This is a genomic window from Paenibacillus sp. NAIST15-1 (assembly GCF_001894745.1).
GTDB classification, from domain to species: Bacteria; Bacillota; Bacilli; order Paenibacillales; family Paenibacillaceae; genus Paenibacillus_B; species Paenibacillus_B suaedae.
On the sequence record NZ_BBYF01000002.1, the window covers coordinates 406,910 to 423,571 of the forward strand.

Genomic DNA, 16,662 nt, shown 5'->3' on the forward strand with positions numbered 1-16,662 from the left:
GAGAGAAGGCTGCTTCTCAGCAATGCGATCGTACAATCACGGTGTTGCGTGCGATGATTATTTACCGAATCGGTAAGATTGCCCCAGCTTGATTGTTGATGTACATGGAGAATACATCAATAGGAAGAATAGATTGCCGGATCCCAGAGATTCCATGGGTATTCCATGGGCGGCTGAGATCTAAACTCCATAACTTCCTTCGTAGTCGGATGGGGGAACGATAGCTGCACAGACCATAGAGCAATCTGCTGACCAGGCTTATTGCGATCAGCGCCGTACTTCTGATCTCCATATAATGGACAACCAATCGTTTTCATTTGTACGCGAATTTGGTGCGGTCGTCCGGTATGAAGCTCTATACGCACAAGCGTCATGTCGCCGCTCATGCCAGCTACCTCATAAGACAGGCGTGCCTCCTTGGCTCCTGAAGTTCCAGGAGCAACAGCGCGGACTGTGTTCGTGCGGACATCCTTCAGCAAATGGTGAGTTAATGTCCCGTTGGTCTTAGCTGGACGGCCGTGAACGACAGCCATGTAAGTCTTGCCCAGCTTGTGTGTGCGAACGACATCAGATAAGCGTGAGGCAGCCTTGCTCGTCTTCGCGAATACCATGGCTCCACCGACAGGACGATCCAATCGGTGGACTAGACCTACATAGACATTGCCAGGCTTCGCATAACGCTCCTTCAAGTCTTGCTTCAGTAAGGTCACCATATCTGCATCCTGCGTATCGTCCGCTTGTGACAAGATATTAACTGGCTTCTCGACAACGATTACGTGATTATCCTCGTATAAGATGCCAATATGCGGAGTTGCAGGTTGGCCTAACATCTATCGTTATGCCTCCCATCTTCCCAATATACCGCAAGGGAGTACCATACCGGACTTCGTAATCGGGATGCCTATTTCACCTGAGGACAGCTTGCCGCCGTAGCGCTTTTTCATTGTCATACTCAGCATATTGCTTAGTACGGTAGGCGAGATCCCAGTCGTATATGAATTGATTTGCAGGAAAAGTGGATTGTCCGACATAATTGTCGTACAGAACTCAAGAAACGGATACAAGCTTTGCTCCAGCTTCCACGTTTCACCGCCAGGTCCTCTACCATAGGAAGGGGGATCCATAATGATGGCGTCATATTTGTTGCCTCTGCGCTGCTCTCTTTGTACGAACTTGAATACATCGTCCGTGATGAAACGGATAGGGTGGGATTCCAAACCGGACAACGCGGCATTTTCCTTCGCCCACTGCACCATCCCCTTAGCAGCGTCAACATGGCAGACTTCGGCGCCGGCAGATGCACAGGCCACTGTTGCACCGCCAGTATAAGCGAACAGGTTAAGAACTTTAATTGGACGATTCGCACTCTTAATTTTGTTCATCATCCAGTCCCAGTTTACTGCTTGTTCAGGGAACAGACCTGTGTGTTTAAAGTTCGTTGGCTTAATATAGAACTTGAGATGCTTGTATTCAATCGTCCAACGCTCTGGAATAGGCTTCTTCATATCCCATTGACCGCCGCCAGAGGAACTGCGATGATAATGGCCGTGTACATTGCGCCAAATATCTGTCTCCTTTTCAAGAGGCCATATGATTTGTGGATCGGGACGACGAAGCACTACATCTCCCCAGCGTTCAAGCTTCTCTCCGCCGCCTGTATCAATTAATTCATAGTCTTTCCAGTCAGTAGACATGTACATGTAATGTGACTTCCTTTCTTCTGTTCAAACTTCCTTAACACTAAGCGTTATTGTACTATAAACAAGCCCAAGCTTCCAGAAAGTTTACGAAAGCAATACCCGCATGAGATGAATTCATGCGGGTATTGGTGTAGAACTGGTTATTCGGTTTGAAATTTGTACCCTACACCTCGTACGGTTACGATGTAGCGTGGGCGTGTAGGATCCGGTTCAATCTTCTTGCGTAGATTGCTAATATGTACCATGAGTGTTCGTGTATCACCGAAGCTCTCGGTATTCCAGATATGCTGATACAATTGTTCTAACTTGAATACTTTGTTCGGCGATTGTGCCAAATACGCGAGTAAGTCGAATTCTTTGGCAGATAGTGCAACAGCTCTGCCTTGTACGGTCACGGTGTGGCTCTGCAAATCCATCTCCAATTCTTCGTAGGACAGTCTATGTTGAGCCGAGCGTTGCAGTGCTTGAGCAGACAGAGAGTTGCGGCGCAAATGGGCCTTGACCCTAGCAACGAGTTGACTAGGGCTGAATGGCTTCGTAATGTAATCATCTCCACCGACTGTAAGACCTAATATAATGTCTACATCGTCACTCTTGCAGCTTATAAAGAGGATTGGAACATTCGATGTCTTGCGCACTTCCTTGCATACCTCAATACCATCTAGCGACTTGAGGAGGATGTCCAAAATAATTAAGTCTGGTTCAATTTCCTTCATCATCTGTAAGGCGGTATATCCGTTGTCTGCAACGTATACACGGTAGCCTTCCCTGCGCAAATATAAGGATATGAGTTCGGTAATCTCTATTTCATCATCTACGATTAATATTTTGCTCTCGTTCACTGCAGGTTATCACCTCCGCCACTTCTTTCATTATAGCGAAAATCGTCAGGATATGGCAATCTATTCCTAATTGCGACATGAAACCTTAATTCCTTGGATTCTTCTATCGTCAAATAAGAAAGTATGTTATAAAATGGAAGGGTTGAGGAGGGCGTCATCGATGCGTCGAATAACTTTTCATATTATGATGGCCATGATTATTGTAACTATAATTATTCTACATGTTGCAGGGGCGATTATTGATTCGAAGCGTGCTCCGAGCGCGGAAAATGGAATACTTGATTTGCGGAACTGGAATTTTGAAAAAGATGGAATTGTGCCATTGAACGGAATGTGGAAGATGAAATGGGGGAGCTTGCTTCCTACGGAGAAAATAACGGATTCCCCTTCAATGATGGCGGATGTGAAGGTGCCATCTTCTTGGAATCAGTTAACGAATCCGGGGTTCTCCAAGACGGGTACGGGAGTCGCGACGTATTATCTTACGATAAAGAAGAATGCGAAGGATAATCTGTTGGGTGTATGGCTCCCCAGCATATATAGTTCATATCGCATGTGGGTGAATGGTAAGCCGATTATTCATGAAGGACAAGTCTCCGAGTTTGAGGACTATGCTGTTCCTTCTATGAAGCAACGCATGGTTATGGTGAGTACTCCTGGAAACACCGCTGATATCGTTATCGAGGTTACGAATTTCTCGCATCATCGTGGAGGAATATGGCAGTCACTATACCTGGGTTCATCGGAGAAAATTATAAGCAAGAGCAGATTGGAATTGGTTAGGGACAGTATGCTGTTCGGCTGCTTATTAATGGTGGGGCTCTATCATATTGGTCTGTTCATAGAGAGGCGCAAGGATTGGTATACGTTTCTATTTGCGATTCTTTGTATTGCAATGGCAATCCGAATCCTAACGTCGGGAGATGCCATTCTGCTTACTTGGTTTCCTGGTTTATCGTGGTATTTCGTTATTCGCCTGGAATATGTGCTAATGATCGTGGCGACGATGGCAGGATGCGGATATGTGAGATATTTATTTTATGAGGACGCGTGCTATAGGACGTATACGATAATGAATGTAGCAGGAGCATTGCTAATTGTCTCCATTGTATTCCTGCCTGTGCGTACGTTCACCTCTTACCTTCTGCTTTACCAATTATATGTGATAGCAGCGACTTGCTATGTAATCATAATGAATATGAAGGCTGTCTATAATCATCGGATGGGAGCGCATATTGCATTATTCGGCTTTACTGTTTTCAATATATTGGTTCTTAATGATATTTTATATTATCATTCGCTTGCTCCCATTCGAGACTTGGCTCCAAGTGGACTTGTATTTTGCGTTTTCATGCAGTCGCTTATGATCTCAATGAGATATTCCAAGGCGATGTACGACGTAGAATCCGTAACGATCGAGTTACGAGAGTTGAATGCTAACTTAGAAGCGCGGATCCAAGAGCGCACAGCTGCCTTAACTCAAATGAACGCAAATTTAGAAATGAAAAATTATGAGTTAGAGCGGATGGAGACCTCCCGCAGGCATCTATTCACAAATATTTCCCATGATTTGCGAACACCAATGACCTTAATTCGTGGTTACTTGGAGGCGCTCCAAGATGAGGTAATTCAGGATAGAGAGCAGCAGAAGAAATATATTCGCCTCATGCTAAATAAAATTAATGGCTTGAATCATCTGATTGACGATTTGTTTGAGTTGTCCAAATTAGAAGCAAGAAGGGTGCCTGTATCGATAGAATCTGTACTTCTTGAACATTTTATTTCGCATCTGGAAGAGCATTACGAGTTGGAACTGCGAAGCAGAGGGTTAATGTTCGCATGTTACAACTTGACGTACCGCAATGCTCCGCCTGTAAGTCTTATGCTGGAAGTGGACATTGATCGTATGATGCAGGTATTTGACAACATTATTTATAATGCGGTCAAATTTACGCCAATTGGCGGCTCGATTACCATTGAAGTGGACTATCTCAAACAGGAGCAAGCGGTGCATATTCAAATCACGGATACCGGAATTGGAGTGGGAGAAGAAGACTTGCCTTATCTATTCGACCGTTTCTACAAAAATGATAAGTCGCGAAATTCAATGACAGGCGGCAGCGGTATAGGGCTGGCAATAGCCAAAGAAATTGTCGAATTGCACTTAGGAAGAATCGGCGTTGAGAGTGTGCAAGGACATGGAACGACATTCTACATTATACTGCCTGCTCAAGTAAAATAGGGATGGTCGTAAACCCTATCGCTTGGAGTAGAGTGATTGCCTCATGAGCTGGAGTGTCTGCTGTCTTGAGTCGGCATCAAGCCCATGCCATAGCTGCAGCAGCTGATTCGTCTCGTGTGATTCCAGATAGGAGTTATCATTGATTAGGTAATCCACGGATACATCAAATAAGACAGCTAGCTTAAGAAGGGTTGTATAGACGGGCTGCCGATTGTTAATTTCGTAATGGCTATATGCCGAACGAGTTAATCCAATATGTCGAGCTACTTGCTCTTGCGACATGTTGCGGGCCGTTCGTAAATTGCGTAAGCGCTCTCCAAAGGTCATAGCAGGACTCCTTTGTCATAAATATGCTAGAGTAGGATCGCAGATTCATAAGTTACGTTACACATACTTGTAATGTATGATACAAAATGTATCGTGTCAAGTTTGATTTTACAAAAGAATAACGTGTAAAGATTGCAAAAGGCGTAATTCCAAAAAGGAATTACGCCTTTTGCAATGATCTATCAAAACAATTCTGTCGGAATTCAAATGCACGAATGATTAATATAAGGACAATGCTACAGTGTCCATTTCACGTCTTGAATGCAAGATTGCCTCTGAGCCGATAATTTCAATACTGATCAAGGTTTCAAGACAGGTCTTGATCGCTCGCTTGCCTGTATTCATCTTGCGGTTAAGTGCATCCATAAGTAGTGAGAATGTATTTTTGTGGGACATATTTGTGCAAAACACGGGTATTTTTCGTTGTTGGAATTCAATATAAACTGTTTTCATCTGGCAACGGACCTCCTTCTATTGATCTATTTCCGTTAATACAAATAATACGAAAGGAACATTAAATGAACATTAAAAACTGAAGACAATGTTGTTACATTTACGAAATGTAACAAAAAAATCTATGAATATCGTAGAATTTGGACGACATGATAGCGTTGAAGTCAAAGGAACCCATTTCCGACATGCACGACTGGGCTATTTGTGGCATATATCGTTTGTAGCGATGTGAAAAGGGGATGGGAAGTTGGAGAAGCGACTATCATTATGCATGATCGTTAAGGATGAGGAGACATTTATCGGCATTTGTCTGGACAGCGTCAAGAATGTTGTAGATGAAATCATTATTGTCGACACGGGATCATCCGATCAGACGATTCCAATATGCCAATCATATGGAGCGAACATATATGAAATGCCGTGGAATGACAACTTTGCCGAAGCTCGCAATTATGCCCTGAAGCAAGCAACTGGCGACTGGATATTATGGATGGATGCGGATGAGAGGCTGGATTCAGATCAAGCCATGTTGATTCGAGATATATTGCAAGAAGAGCAAGCTCACATCGGTGTAATTCAGCTGTTGAACTACATTGGGGAAGACACACCTAGCAGTGAGAAAACATACTTAATTGGTCAGCATCGGCTGCTTCGCAATCATATGGGTTTCCAGTTCGTCGGAGCGATCCATGAACAGGTAAATGTACATGAGGTTCTGGGCGAGCAATTCGATGTTAAAATCTTGCCCGTACAACTTCATCACTATGGCTACCTAGAAGCAGTAACTCATTTGCGGAACAAGTCGGAGCGGAACTTGCGATTATTACAGATGGAGAAAGACAAGCCGGACTACAACCCGTGGGTCGATTATCATATTGCAAGTGAGCAGTATCGGCTGAAAAAGTATGCTGAAGCTTATGAGTCTGTAAATACTTCCGTTATGCGGTTTGTAGAACAGGGGAAGCTGCCACCGTCGCTTCTATATAAATTAAAATATGAGCTTATGTTGATCATGGGCAGTTATGAAGGGGCATGGCCTTCGATCGATAAGGCGATCGCGTTATATCCAGATTACGTTGATCTCCATTTCTACAAGGGGATCATCTTGTATTTAAAACAAAAGGTTGAACATGCATTGCCTGTATTTCAGTACTGTGTTGAGCTGGGGGAACAAAATATCTATCATCTTACGCTGCGAGGAGTTGGAAGCTTCCACGCTTGGTATTATGTCGGGAAGTGCCATGAACTTCTTAATCATCGGGAAGAAGCGATACAGGCCTATGAGAATTGTCTAGAGGTAGATCGCAGCCATAAAGAAGCCAGAGAAGCGCTTGACCTGCTGCTAGCTCAGTCTAATCAGGTACAGCTAGATTCACATATTGAGGAGGCAGAAATGACGATGGATCAGTCTGCATCAATCACGGTTAGTCTATGTATGATTGTACGTAATGAGGAGATTGCACTAGCGCAATGTCTTGCATCAGTCCATAACATTGTTGATGAGATCATTATTGTTGATACGGGATCGACAGATCGGACGAAGGAGATTGCAGGACAGTATCAAGCCCGTATATTTGATTTTGAATGGATTGACGATTTTGCTGCTGCACGGAATTATGCCTTCAGTCAAGCTACACAAGAATATATTCTATGGCTCGATGCGGACGATGTGATAGAGAGTAAGGATCAACGCCTTCTAGTAGAGCTGAAGAAGACACTCACTCGTGATGTTGATAGTGTGACCATGCACTATGTATTAATGGTTGATGATAAGGGGAATGTTACGTCTAGTCTGCGGCGAAATCGCTTAGTTAGGCGTGATCGTGGGTTCAAATGGTATGGGCCAGTGCACGAATATTTGGAAGTAGGCGGACATATTATTCATAGTGATGTGTGTGTCACACATAAGAAGGATAAAGCATATACCGATCGCAATTTGCGAATTTACGAGAAGAGACTTGCCGAGGGAGAGCAATTTACGCCTCGCGATCTATACTATTTTGCGAATGAATTGCGAGATCATTCCCGATTCGAAGAAGCAGCACACGGATATATGAAGTTCCTCGAAACAGAGCAAGGGTGGGTAGAGGATAATATTCAGGCGTGCAGAAAAATGGCGGAGTGTTATGGCAAGTTGGGTCAACGTACCGAACAGTTTATGGCGCTGTTCCGCAGTTTCGTCTATGATAAGCCGCGAGCGGAAATATGCTGTGCGATTGGGGCCATGTGGGTGGACTCGGGGCATTTTCTACAAGCGAAGTACTGGTTCGAGCAAGCTACACTGCTTCCAGCAGATGAAGCGCAAATGTCTATGGTAGAGCCATCCTCATGGACGTGGGTACCGCATTTGCAGCTATGTGTATGTCATGATCGTCTTGGTGACATCGAGAGGGCTTGCTATCATAACGAGTTTGCACTCAGCTACCTTCCCTCTCATCCAAGTATGCTTCATAATCAGAAATATTTCCGCGAGAAGCTTGGCGAGGAACGATACGAACAGTTGAGAATCAAATTGTAGAGGCATTTCATTAATTACAGTCATATTTCCCAAGTATGTGATTGCGAAGTGAGGGGATTGTGTTGAAGGTCAGTATTGTGATACTCACGTTGAATCAATTTGCTCATACGATTCGATGTCTAGAAAGCATTCGTAAGTATACGACGGAGCCTTACGAGTTAATTGTCGTTGACAATGGTTCGACGGACTTAACGCTTCCCTATCTGAGACTGCAGTCGGATGTAATCTTGATTGAAAACGCGGTGAATGCAGGATTCTCAAAAGGATGCAATCAAGGAGCAGCTCTTGCGACAGGGGATCATATTCTTTATTTGAATAATGACACCATTGTCACGCCAAATTGGTTGAGCAATATGCTGCGCGTGCTTCACTCCAGTGAAGATGTAGGCATGGTCGGACCGTTTACGAATTATTCGAGTGCTCATCAACAAATCCCGGTAACGTATACCGATTTATGGGACTTGAACAATTTTGCGAAGGAACATGAACATAAATTTGCTGGAACGGTGACAGAAGTTCGCCGACTTGTTGGATTTTGCATGCTGATGAAGCGAAGTGTTGTCGAAGAGGTAGGGGGCTTCGATGAACGCTACGGATTAGGAAATTATGAGGATGATGATCTATGCTTGCGAACAGCGAATGCGGGTTATCGTATGCTCATTGCGAATGATTCCTTCATTCATCATGTGGGCCATGTGACGACGAATCAGCTCGAGCAGTCAAGCTTGATGATGCTGCTGCATACGAATCGGGAGCAAGCACGCCGGAAGTGGGGGGCTGATATATTCGACCTGTTGTACAAAGCAGAGTCAACCATTACCTTCTGCATTCGATGGAGGGAACGAACTGAGCCGTTGCAAGCTTGCATCGCTTCGATTCATGAAGTGGCAAATGAAATTATCATATGTAATTGTACCGGAGAACAGCGGGAAGACGTTGAATTGGAGACGTCTGTTCCCATTCGGTGGATCGATACAACGGAAGAAATGGATGCAGGTGAAGCATACATCATACAACAAGGATCAGAACAGGCCACACAGGATTATATTTTTCTGATCGATGCGTCAGAATATCTTCCTGCACCTGAACGCAGGCAGCTTCGGGCACTCAAACGCTCCCTAAATCCTGAAGTGAATGCGGTGTGGATGGTGGGAGAGGCTAAGCGGGATGGCCTGCATGAGACTAGGGCAGAACGATTGAGATTGATTCGCCGCAATGTCCAAGTGCCGAATCTGAATGGGATTAGTTTAACGGATTATGATGCGAAACAAGGCGATACAACGCAGCATATCAAGAGTGAGATCCGAGTTGCTAGCTTCGTCTGAAAGCTTGAATGTCAAAAGCCTGAACCTTCACTGCCAGTGATACACTGACGGAGGGTTCAGGCTTTTTTTATATAAATTAAGAAATTGGTGATGGTTGTTCGTGCAAATCAGGATGAGAGACGAGCAACTGTTGAAGTGCAAGATTGGCAGGCTCATATTCAGGATAGAAGTTCAGGGCTGAACGATATGCTGACCATGCATCTTGTGGCTGATTTAATTGCTCATAACATTGTCCCTTATAATAATAGGCGTGGAAGGTAGCGCTGCCGTGAAGGGTTAAATGGTTCAGCTGTTTGTCGCCTAATGCAATACAATGGTCGAACGTTTCGAGTGCCTGTTCGTGTTTGCCCAGTTGATGCAGGATGACACCCTTGTATAAATGAAGATCTACATAATCGGGGTAAAGCACTAATACCTTGTCAATGGCTGGCCAAGCTCCCTCTATACTTCCTGTCTCCAGTAGAATCGAATATTTCAGCTTATACACAAGCGATGGCGGCGTAAGTCCTTCGGATAGGAATCTAACAATTGACCAATTCACGTATTTAAAAGCAAAATCATATTTCTTCAAACGCGAATATTCACTCGCTAAGTGATACTCCAGCCATGGATTTGGCTCTTTGGCTTCGATTGCTTTGAGCAATAACGTTATATTGCGCTCGCTTTTGTTCTTGGCATAAGTTACATCATTCAAATAACCGTAATGGTACACTTTGACTGGCAATGTAGCGATTTGCGATTCATCTTGATCTGGCAGCACTTCATGAACATTCAATGTCTCGTGGATACTGAACTGGAACTTAAATCCCTTGTGATTACGAAAGAGGCGAGCATGCGCAATATGAAATGATTCATTCGCTTGAACAGTTGCTCCAATGAAATTAATTAAATGAATCGAGTAGATATCCTTGTCTAAGGAAGGAAGCAGCTTCTTCATTGTTTGACGATCATCCACATCCATTTCCTCATCAGCATCCATCCACATAATCCAGTCACCTGTTGCCTGCTCTAATCCATAATTGCGTGCCAATGAAAAATGATCTTGCCATTCATGTCTAAGCACGGTTGCGCCGAACTCCTGGCATATTTCGATTGTACGATCCGTTGATCCTGTATCCACAACAATAATTTCATCTGCGATAGGCCTGATGCTCTGCAGGCAGCGAGCGATGACATCCTCTTCATTCCGCGCAATCAAGCAGATGGACAACGTAGGAGATTGCAATCCATTCACTCCTTTTCAGCTTCGTATAAGATAAGTAACTGTATGCAGTGCCTGAAATTGATATTCGGGTGAGAACAGATTAAAAAGCATTGTTCAGAATTTAGCATATGAGATAAACCCTCTGACATAGGATGAGTAACGTAAGTTGCAATGAGGTGCTTGCAAAGGAAAAGAGAGAGGTGAACAGTTTTGTCACAGGCTAATATTCCAAATATTACTCCCACTATTACGATTACCCTTGGCCAAACCGTAACGTTGCTTTTGGCTTCTATCGCTCTGGAAGAACTGGCTCTTGCTCACATCGTGAATGCAGAGGCAGAGAAAATTCAACTCGTTGTTGGTACACTTGCACCTGGCATCACCCCAGCGGCAACGGTTGCGGAATTGCTGGCGATTGACGACAGTGTAAGAAAAACATTGCAAGATGTAATTAAGAAAGAAATGCTTCTTCAATTTAAGCTAGACAATATACTTAGCAGCTTCCCTGGATTGTAAACTACCTGCAGGTATAGTCATCTAAACTGTCAAGCACCTCGTTGCGCTTACATTTCTCCTGTGGAGCGGATGATCTGCAGGAGAATGTACTTTCTTTTTGCAAGAGGATCATGTTCAAGGGACAAACAAAGCTCGAAACTCAGCATGATGTATTTGTCTTTGGCATAAAAATATGAGGAATTGAACTGTAAATGGCTGAGAGTAGCACCTCAATAAGGAGGATATGTATCATGTCCATGCCAAATGTTCCGGATATAAAACCGGAAATTATTCTGAAGCGAAAAGAAGTTGTGAACCTGCTGCTAACATCAATTGCTCTTGAAGAAATTGGATTGTCTCATATTATCAATGCGGAAGGCGAAAAAATTCAGGCCATACTTAGAGATCGGGATGTATGCTTGTCTGAAGCGCTTCAAATTAATGAAAGTGTTGATCGCATGCTGAGAAACGTTGTGAAAAATCAGATTCTGTTGCACTTTAAGCTGGAAGATGTGATTCGCTTTGAGAAGCAGCATGAATGTTTTGAGGATTGTGAAGAATAGCATTTCGCCATATCCGGAGAGAGAGGAGGGAGAACATGAGCATTCAAAAAAATGATGATCAAATTCCATCAATTGACGAGGCAGTTGCGCATCTACTGCAATCGCTCTCTCTGGAAGAAGGCGCCCTTGGACAGCTGCTCCTTACCGAGGCCGAAAAAGCAAAGGCGTTCGTTGGCAAGGATAAGAACTTCCCAACTCATCCGACACCTAAGGAAATTGTGGATTACAACTCCTCTGTTGTACAAATTCTGGATTCAATGCTAATGGCGGAGTGGCTGCTGCTGAAGAAGCTGAATATGGTCGTACATATGGAATTCCAAGCACAAACAAGAGATCCTGCTGTCAAGACCAGCGCCCCGATCACAAAGCAGAATGATATAGGCGAAGAGCTGGATTCTGATTCAAACGAATTCGATTATTAATAGATGGATCGAGGTGGATGATGATTAAGACCTTTCAACCTTTGTCTCAAATGCTGCTATCGGTGTTCCATCTCATCCACGCGTTGGATATGAGATGGGATCAGAAAAGTAAAGAATTGCATGTTATACAAATTTTGTCAATGGTAGATACGCTGCGTGAGCTTCACCTGTGTACGTATCGAAGGGTGCAGGTATATAAGCAGACGGTAATCGATACACATTCTGAACAATTGGAAGAGGATCAGATCAAGGAAGTGCTCGACTCCGTGCATCGCACACAATTTCTGCTCGGTAGATGGATGCTAACGAATCGCTTACTTGTCGAGCAGCTACAAGAGCACTTACGGTATCTGGAAGACTACTATAAATCTTTCAATCAAGCTTATAAACAAGCAAAGCCGGAACAGATAACGAAGGAAGTGAAGGAAGTCGTTCAACCGATTCAAACTGTGAATCAGGTGTCGAAGGAAGTCGTTCAACCGATTCAAACTGTGAATCAGGTGCCGAAGGAAGTCGTTCAACCGATTCAAACTGTGAATCAGGTGTCGAAGGAAGTCGTTCAACCGATTCAAACTGTGAATCAGGTGTCGAAGGAAGTCGTTCAACCGATTCAAACTGTGAATCAGGTGTCGAAGGAAGTCGTTCAACCGATTCAAACTGTGAATCAGGTGTCGAGTGCGTTAGATGCCGTCAAGGTTGGCGGTGCTGTGAAAAAGAGACGTCCATCAAGTCCTCCGTTTATGTCCAAAGATGTGCGTAAGCCTCGGCCTCAGACGAAACCAGTAAAAGTAAAGCTGCCAGTGGCGCCGCTCATTGTTACCCATCATCAGGTGGACGGGGACATGATGTCGAATCAAAACAAGATTGTATCAAAAATAGGAAGCAGAATTTACTATAGAAAATAAACGCAACTTACCTCATCACAATGATGTGGAAAGGAGATTGCTTGATGGCAAAATTGAATCTCATTCGAATTGCGGGCTCCAGTTATTGTGCATCTGGACGCTGGGCCGTTGGCGTATACATGGATCCAAAGACCAAGTGTGCGTTACTCATTGATAGCGGTGCGAGTACAAGCGTGGCAAGAGAAGTTGATCATGCTGTCAAAGAGTATGGCGGCAAAATAACGACAATTATTACAACGCATGGGCATGAAGTGCAGTGTAGGGGAATCCATTATTTCAAGGATCAATATCCGAACATCAAGATATACAGCACGCATCAAACAGGGATGTACATGCAGCATATGCTCGACGAATCAGATGCTTCTCGTGGAGGCGACAGCATTAAGAGTGAGGATCATGAGCGCAATCATTTGATCACTGACTATATTCCATATGAGGAGGGATCTTTCCAAGTAGGTGCCATCCAGCTGCAAATTGTTACACTGCCAGGACATTGTGCAGGCATGATTGGAGTGATTACACCGGATGATGTTGTATACTGCAGTGATTCATTGTTCGGGTATCATACTTTATCGAAGCAGAAGCTTCTTTACTATACAAATATTGCAGATGCCAAGACATCCATTCGCAAGTTGTTATCGTTAAGTTCCGAAGCGTATGTGCTGTATCATGGCGGATGCATCCGGAAATCGAAAATAATGGATTTGGCGAACCAGCATTTGTCGCGAATAAATGAGTTATCGAATGTTATCTATCAGATCATTCAAGACAGGCCGATAACCTTGGAATCCATTATAGAAAAGGTTATGAGACGATATGGGATTGAGCAGACTATGCAGCAATATGAGATTACAAGCGAGATTACGCGTGCACATGTGACTGAGCTTCGTCGTACGGGTCAGATCTTGCCGAATTTGTTCGAAGGATACCTGTATTTCAAGGGGAGTACTCAGGAGACTATTCCAGACACCGATGATCAAGAGGAACATATAATAGAGAGTAATGCTAACTATGTTTCGAGCTAGTCTTAATGGCTCTAAAGGAGGAGCATGTCATTGGATACTCACGAGCATTTAGAGGATGACCATGCATCAGACATTTCCTCAATACTACTGAAAGATGCTGCGGCGTTCATGGAGAATGGCGAGTGGAAGCGAGCTGTTATTATTTATGAACTATTGTTGGACAAAGGGGACGTCGATGCGAAAACAGCTATTTCCGTGTGCGGGCTCCTAGCAAACGGCTACAAGGAATTGGGTATGGATGCCAAAGTGATTAGAACGATTCTGAGGACACTGCAATATGAGCCTCCGAGCGCTGATAGTTGCTGCCGCATTGGATATCAATATTTCATACAAGAGAAATGGTCAGAAGCAGCTAGCTGGTATGGATTAGCATTACAGATGCCGTTCTCATCCGCTCAAGCGGATGCAATTGCGAATCATACATGGCTGCCTCACCTGCAATTATGTGTATGCTATGACAAGCTGGGTGATCTCAAGCGAGCCTACCACCATCATCAACAGGCTGCGTTATATGCATCTGATCACCCCAGTGTCATTACTAATGAAGTGTATTTTGGCCCCTATTTTGAGATGCTGGACAAGAGCGGATCTCAGAATTGTGGGCTATCTCTGCTTATTCCGTCAGTTCCGGAGCGATTCACCTTTTTATCTTCATTATTAGCTGACCTTCATCAACAAGCGTTTGGTAAACCTGTGGAAATACTAGTCCTCATTGACAATAAAAAAAGAACAATTGGCGATAAACGAAACCAATTGCTCAAACAGGCTCAAGGACGGTTTGTTGCCTTTATTGATGACGATGATCAAATCAGTCCTCATTATGTGGATGCTTTGCTGGAGGCGATCGAGAAAGAACCTCGTGCCGATTGTATTGTGTTCGACGTACAGGTGAAGCTGAACGGCATTTCCGATAAACTGTGCAAATACGGTGTTGAATATCAGCATGGGCAAGACACGCAGTATTATTATCGCAAACCAAATCATCTCATGTGTTATGCCAAACGAATTGCACTTGTACATCAGTTCCAAGATATTAGCTATGGGGAAGATGATGAATGGGGCGGCAGATGCGCTGCTGATATTCAGCTTCAACATCGAATTCCGGAAGTACTATACACGTATGATTGGATGCCTAAGCCTTGGGACTGGTACCACAAACAGTAGGAAACTTGGCTGTGAGTCTATTGATTAGGGTGTGCATACATTTGTTGAAGTTGATGCGAAATGAGAGGATGTATTTCTGAGTAAGCGGCATCTCCTTTAGGGAACAACACGCCCAATCCGCTGGAATGCTCAAATTGGAAAGAAGGGTGCTGAGTGATTAATTCGTCCCATAGTTGCCACACGCCAAATCCATAAAGTCGGACGGAGATATCATGGAACAATACGATTCCGTTATCAGCTAGCTTAGGCAGCCAAGTATGGTAGTCATGGTGTACAGCCTCATACTCATGGAATCCGTCAATATGAAGAAGATGAATGGAGCCATCCTCGAAGTGCTGAAGCGCATCATCGAATGTGGACTGTAATAACGTGGCAACATTCGGATATAAGGATGCTGCAATCTGTCCCACTTCTTGATACACGTCCTCATTATAGGCACCAGAATGGGAGTCGCCTACCCATGTGTCCACTGCATAGCACTTCGCAGACAAATCATTGTCCCTAACAGCTTCGCAGAAGCTGAAGAAGGAAGCTCCCCAATGCGTGCCAAGCTCAACGATTAATTGAGGCTTCGCAAATGATACCAGATCATATGCGAATTCACGATGACCTGTCCAAGCGGAATAGGTTAGCACATGTGGTGCAACATGATCATACTCGAAGCTTTTACGATGGAATTTCCATTCAGTCACAAGGATACCTTCTTTCTATACTTGAATATTTTCGAAATGCATGGAGGCTATGGATGGATATGAAGCATCAAGTTACCTTCGAAACGAAATGTTACGAAAAGGATTGGAAGGCCCTGCTCACGACGGATCGATTGCAAAGGGCAGTGGCACTAAATGAGTACTCCTTCTCTGAAGTGATTCTCTATATTAATAATGTAAATGATGTCGAAGAAGTTTCCTTCTATGCACAGAAATTAGTGGATTCAGGAGTAATCACCGAATATGCAGTTGTTGAACATTGGGCCGACGAGGCACTGCAGTATTTCCAGATTGAGAAGGAATCTTTTGCGGGAGGCTACTATTATTCTATTTCGGAGCTGGTAAGTATATACCGATGCCATACGCCTTATTTGCTCCATTTCTCCGGGGACTCCATACTAGAATCCTCCTTCTCTTGGATTGATGAGGCTATCAACCGCATGGAGTCCGATCGGAGTATCAAGGTAGCTAATCCGGTATGGAATGGTAGATATGATGAAGCGAGGTTCGAAGCAGAGAGCGAAGAAGAGTTCTTCTATATCGGATATGGATTCTCAGATCAATGTTATCTAGTAAATGCACAAGATTTCAAGTTTGCGTCTTATCATGAGATACATCCTGCGTCGCAGCGATATCCGGTATATGGTGGAGAACTATTTGAAAAACGAATTGATGCATGGATGCGCAATAAAGGCTTCAAGAGATTGACTTATAAATATGGAAGTTATGTTCACCCAAGATATTAAGGATGGAATCATCGTTGAAAT

The 16,662-nt window shown here is 43.9% G+C and carries 17 protein-coding genes and 1 pseudogene; 11 read left to right on the plus strand and 7 right to left on the minus strand.

Features of this window, described 5'->3' with window-relative positions:
* Positions 1 to 116: 116 nt before the first annotated feature.
* From PBN151_RS05550 to PBN151_RS05560, 3 genes are all read right to left on the minus strand, one after another.
* Positions 117 to 830, minus strand: a complete 714-nt coding sequence (locus tag PBN151_RS05550; protein WP_072728026.1) for an RluA family pseudouridine synthase — start codon at positions 828 to 830, stop codon at positions 117 to 119.
* Positions 831 to 836: 6 nt separating this feature from the next.
* Positions 837 to 1,700, minus strand: a complete 864-nt coding sequence (locus PBN151_RS05555) for a class I SAM-dependent methyltransferase (protein ID WP_028533072.1) — start codon at positions 1,698 to 1,700, stop codon at positions 837 to 839.
* 140 nt (positions 1,701 to 1,840) lie between these two features.
* Entirely contained in the window at positions 1,841 to 2,542 is a 702-nt protein-coding gene (locus PBN151_RS05560; RefSeq protein WP_021254607.1) for a response regulator transcription factor, read from the minus strand.
* Between the two features lie 160 nt (positions 2,543 to 2,702).
* Here PBN151_RS05560 and PBN151_RS05565 point away from each other — a divergent pair, with 160 nt between their 5' ends.
* Complete coding sequence (locus PBN151_RS05565) at positions 2,703 to 4,784, plus strand: sensor histidine kinase (RefSeq protein ID WP_072728028.1); 2,082 nt, start codon at positions 2,703 to 2,705, stop codon at positions 4,782 to 4,784.
* A 15-nt stretch (positions 4,785 to 4,799) separates the two neighbouring features.
* Here PBN151_RS05565 and PBN151_RS05570 read toward each other — a convergent pair whose 3' ends face one another.
* Entirely contained in the window at positions 4,800 to 5,111 is a 312-nt protein-coding gene (locus PBN151_RS05570) for a helix-turn-helix domain-containing protein (protein ID WP_021254605.1), read from the minus strand.
* 219 nt (positions 5,112 to 5,330) lie between these two features.
* Positions 5,331 to 5,564, minus strand: a complete 234-nt coding sequence (locus PBN151_RS05575) for a hypothetical protein (protein ID WP_021254604.1) — start codon at positions 5,562 to 5,564, stop codon at positions 5,331 to 5,333.
* Positions 5,565 to 5,835: 271 nt separating this feature from the next.
* Between PBN151_RS05575 and PBN151_RS32480 the strand changes: the two are divergent.
* The 3 genes and pseudogenes from PBN151_RS32480 to PBN151_RS05590 all read left to right on the plus strand — a co-directional run.
* A pseudogene (locus PBN151_RS32480) lies at positions 5,836 to 6,897 on the plus strand (glycosyltransferase family 2 protein); the annotation flags it as partial.
* Positions 6,898 to 6,963: 66 nt separating this feature from the next.
* Positions 6,964 to 8,082 carry a glycosyltransferase family 2 protein gene (locus PBN151_RS05585; protein ID WP_072728507.1) on the plus strand — a complete coding sequence of 373 codons (1,119 nt, stop codon included), beginning with the start codon at positions 6,964 to 6,966 and terminating at the stop codon, positions 8,080 to 8,082.
* A 62-nt stretch (positions 8,083 to 8,144) separates the two neighbouring features.
* Entirely contained in the window at positions 8,145 to 9,407 is a 1,263-nt protein-coding gene (locus tag PBN151_RS05590; protein WP_072728030.1) for a glycosyltransferase family 2 protein, read from the plus strand.
* 76 nt (positions 9,408 to 9,483) lie between these two features.
* Here the strand turns inward: PBN151_RS05590 and PBN151_RS05595 are convergent, their stop codons facing one another.
* Positions 9,484 to 10,632, minus strand: coding sequence for a glycosyltransferase family 2 protein (locus tag PBN151_RS05595; RefSeq protein WP_072728032.1), 1,149 nt, complete (start codon positions 10,630 to 10,632; stop codon positions 9,484 to 9,486).
* A gap of 189 nt (positions 10,633 to 10,821) precedes the next feature.
* Here PBN151_RS05595 and PBN151_RS05600 point away from each other — a divergent pair, with 189 nt between their 5' ends.
* From PBN151_RS05600 to PBN151_RS31765, 6 genes are all read left to right on the plus strand, one after another.
* The gene (locus PBN151_RS05600) at positions 10,822 to 11,127 is read left to right on the plus strand and encodes an alpha-helical endospore appendage domain-containing protein (RefSeq protein WP_021254600.1); all 306 of its coding nucleotides are present in this window, start codon (positions 10,822 to 10,824) and stop codon (positions 11,125 to 11,127) included.
* A 230-nt stretch (positions 11,128 to 11,357) separates the two neighbouring features.
* Complete coding sequence (locus tag PBN151_RS05605; RefSeq protein ID WP_072728034.1) at positions 11,358 to 11,669, plus strand: alpha-helical endospore appendage domain-containing protein; 312 nt, start codon at positions 11,358 to 11,360, stop codon at positions 11,667 to 11,669.
* Positions 11,670 to 11,704: 35 nt separating this feature from the next.
* Entirely contained in the window at positions 11,705 to 12,091 is a 387-nt protein-coding gene (locus tag PBN151_RS05610) for an alpha-helical endospore appendage domain-containing protein (protein WP_072728036.1), read from the plus strand.
* 50 nt (positions 12,092 to 12,141) lie between these two features.
* Positions 12,142 to 12,996, plus strand: a complete 855-nt coding sequence (locus PBN151_RS05615; protein ID WP_227774417.1) for a hypothetical protein — start codon at positions 12,142 to 12,144, stop codon at positions 12,994 to 12,996.
* Between the two features lie 44 nt (positions 12,997 to 13,040).
* Positions 13,041 to 14,021: an MBL fold metallo-hydrolase gene (locus PBN151_RS05620; RefSeq protein ID WP_072728039.1), complete on the plus strand. Its 981-nt coding sequence runs from the start codon at positions 13,041 to 13,043 to the stop codon at positions 14,019 to 14,021.
* A 30-nt stretch (positions 14,022 to 14,051) separates the two neighbouring features.
* A complete protein-coding gene (locus tag PBN151_RS31765; RefSeq protein ID WP_227774419.1) occupies positions 14,052 to 15,185 on the plus strand; it encodes a glycosyltransferase family A protein in 1,134 nt (377 codons plus the stop codon).
* 17 nt (positions 15,186 to 15,202) lie between these two features.
* Here PBN151_RS31765 and PBN151_RS05630 read toward each other — a convergent pair whose 3' ends face one another.
* Positions 15,203 to 15,877: a class I SAM-dependent methyltransferase gene (locus PBN151_RS05630; protein WP_072728041.1), complete on the minus strand. Its 675-nt coding sequence runs from the start codon at positions 15,875 to 15,877 to the stop codon at positions 15,203 to 15,205.
* Positions 15,878 to 15,930: 53 nt separating this feature from the next.
* On the opposite strand from PBN151_RS05630, the gene PBN151_RS05635 reads away from it, so the two are divergent.
* Positions 15,931 to 16,641 carry a hypothetical protein gene (locus PBN151_RS05635; protein ID WP_227774421.1) on the plus strand — a complete coding sequence of 237 codons (711 nt, stop codon included), beginning with the start codon at positions 15,931 to 15,933 and terminating at the stop codon, positions 16,639 to 16,641.
* Positions 16,642 to 16,662: the final 21 nt, after the last annotated feature.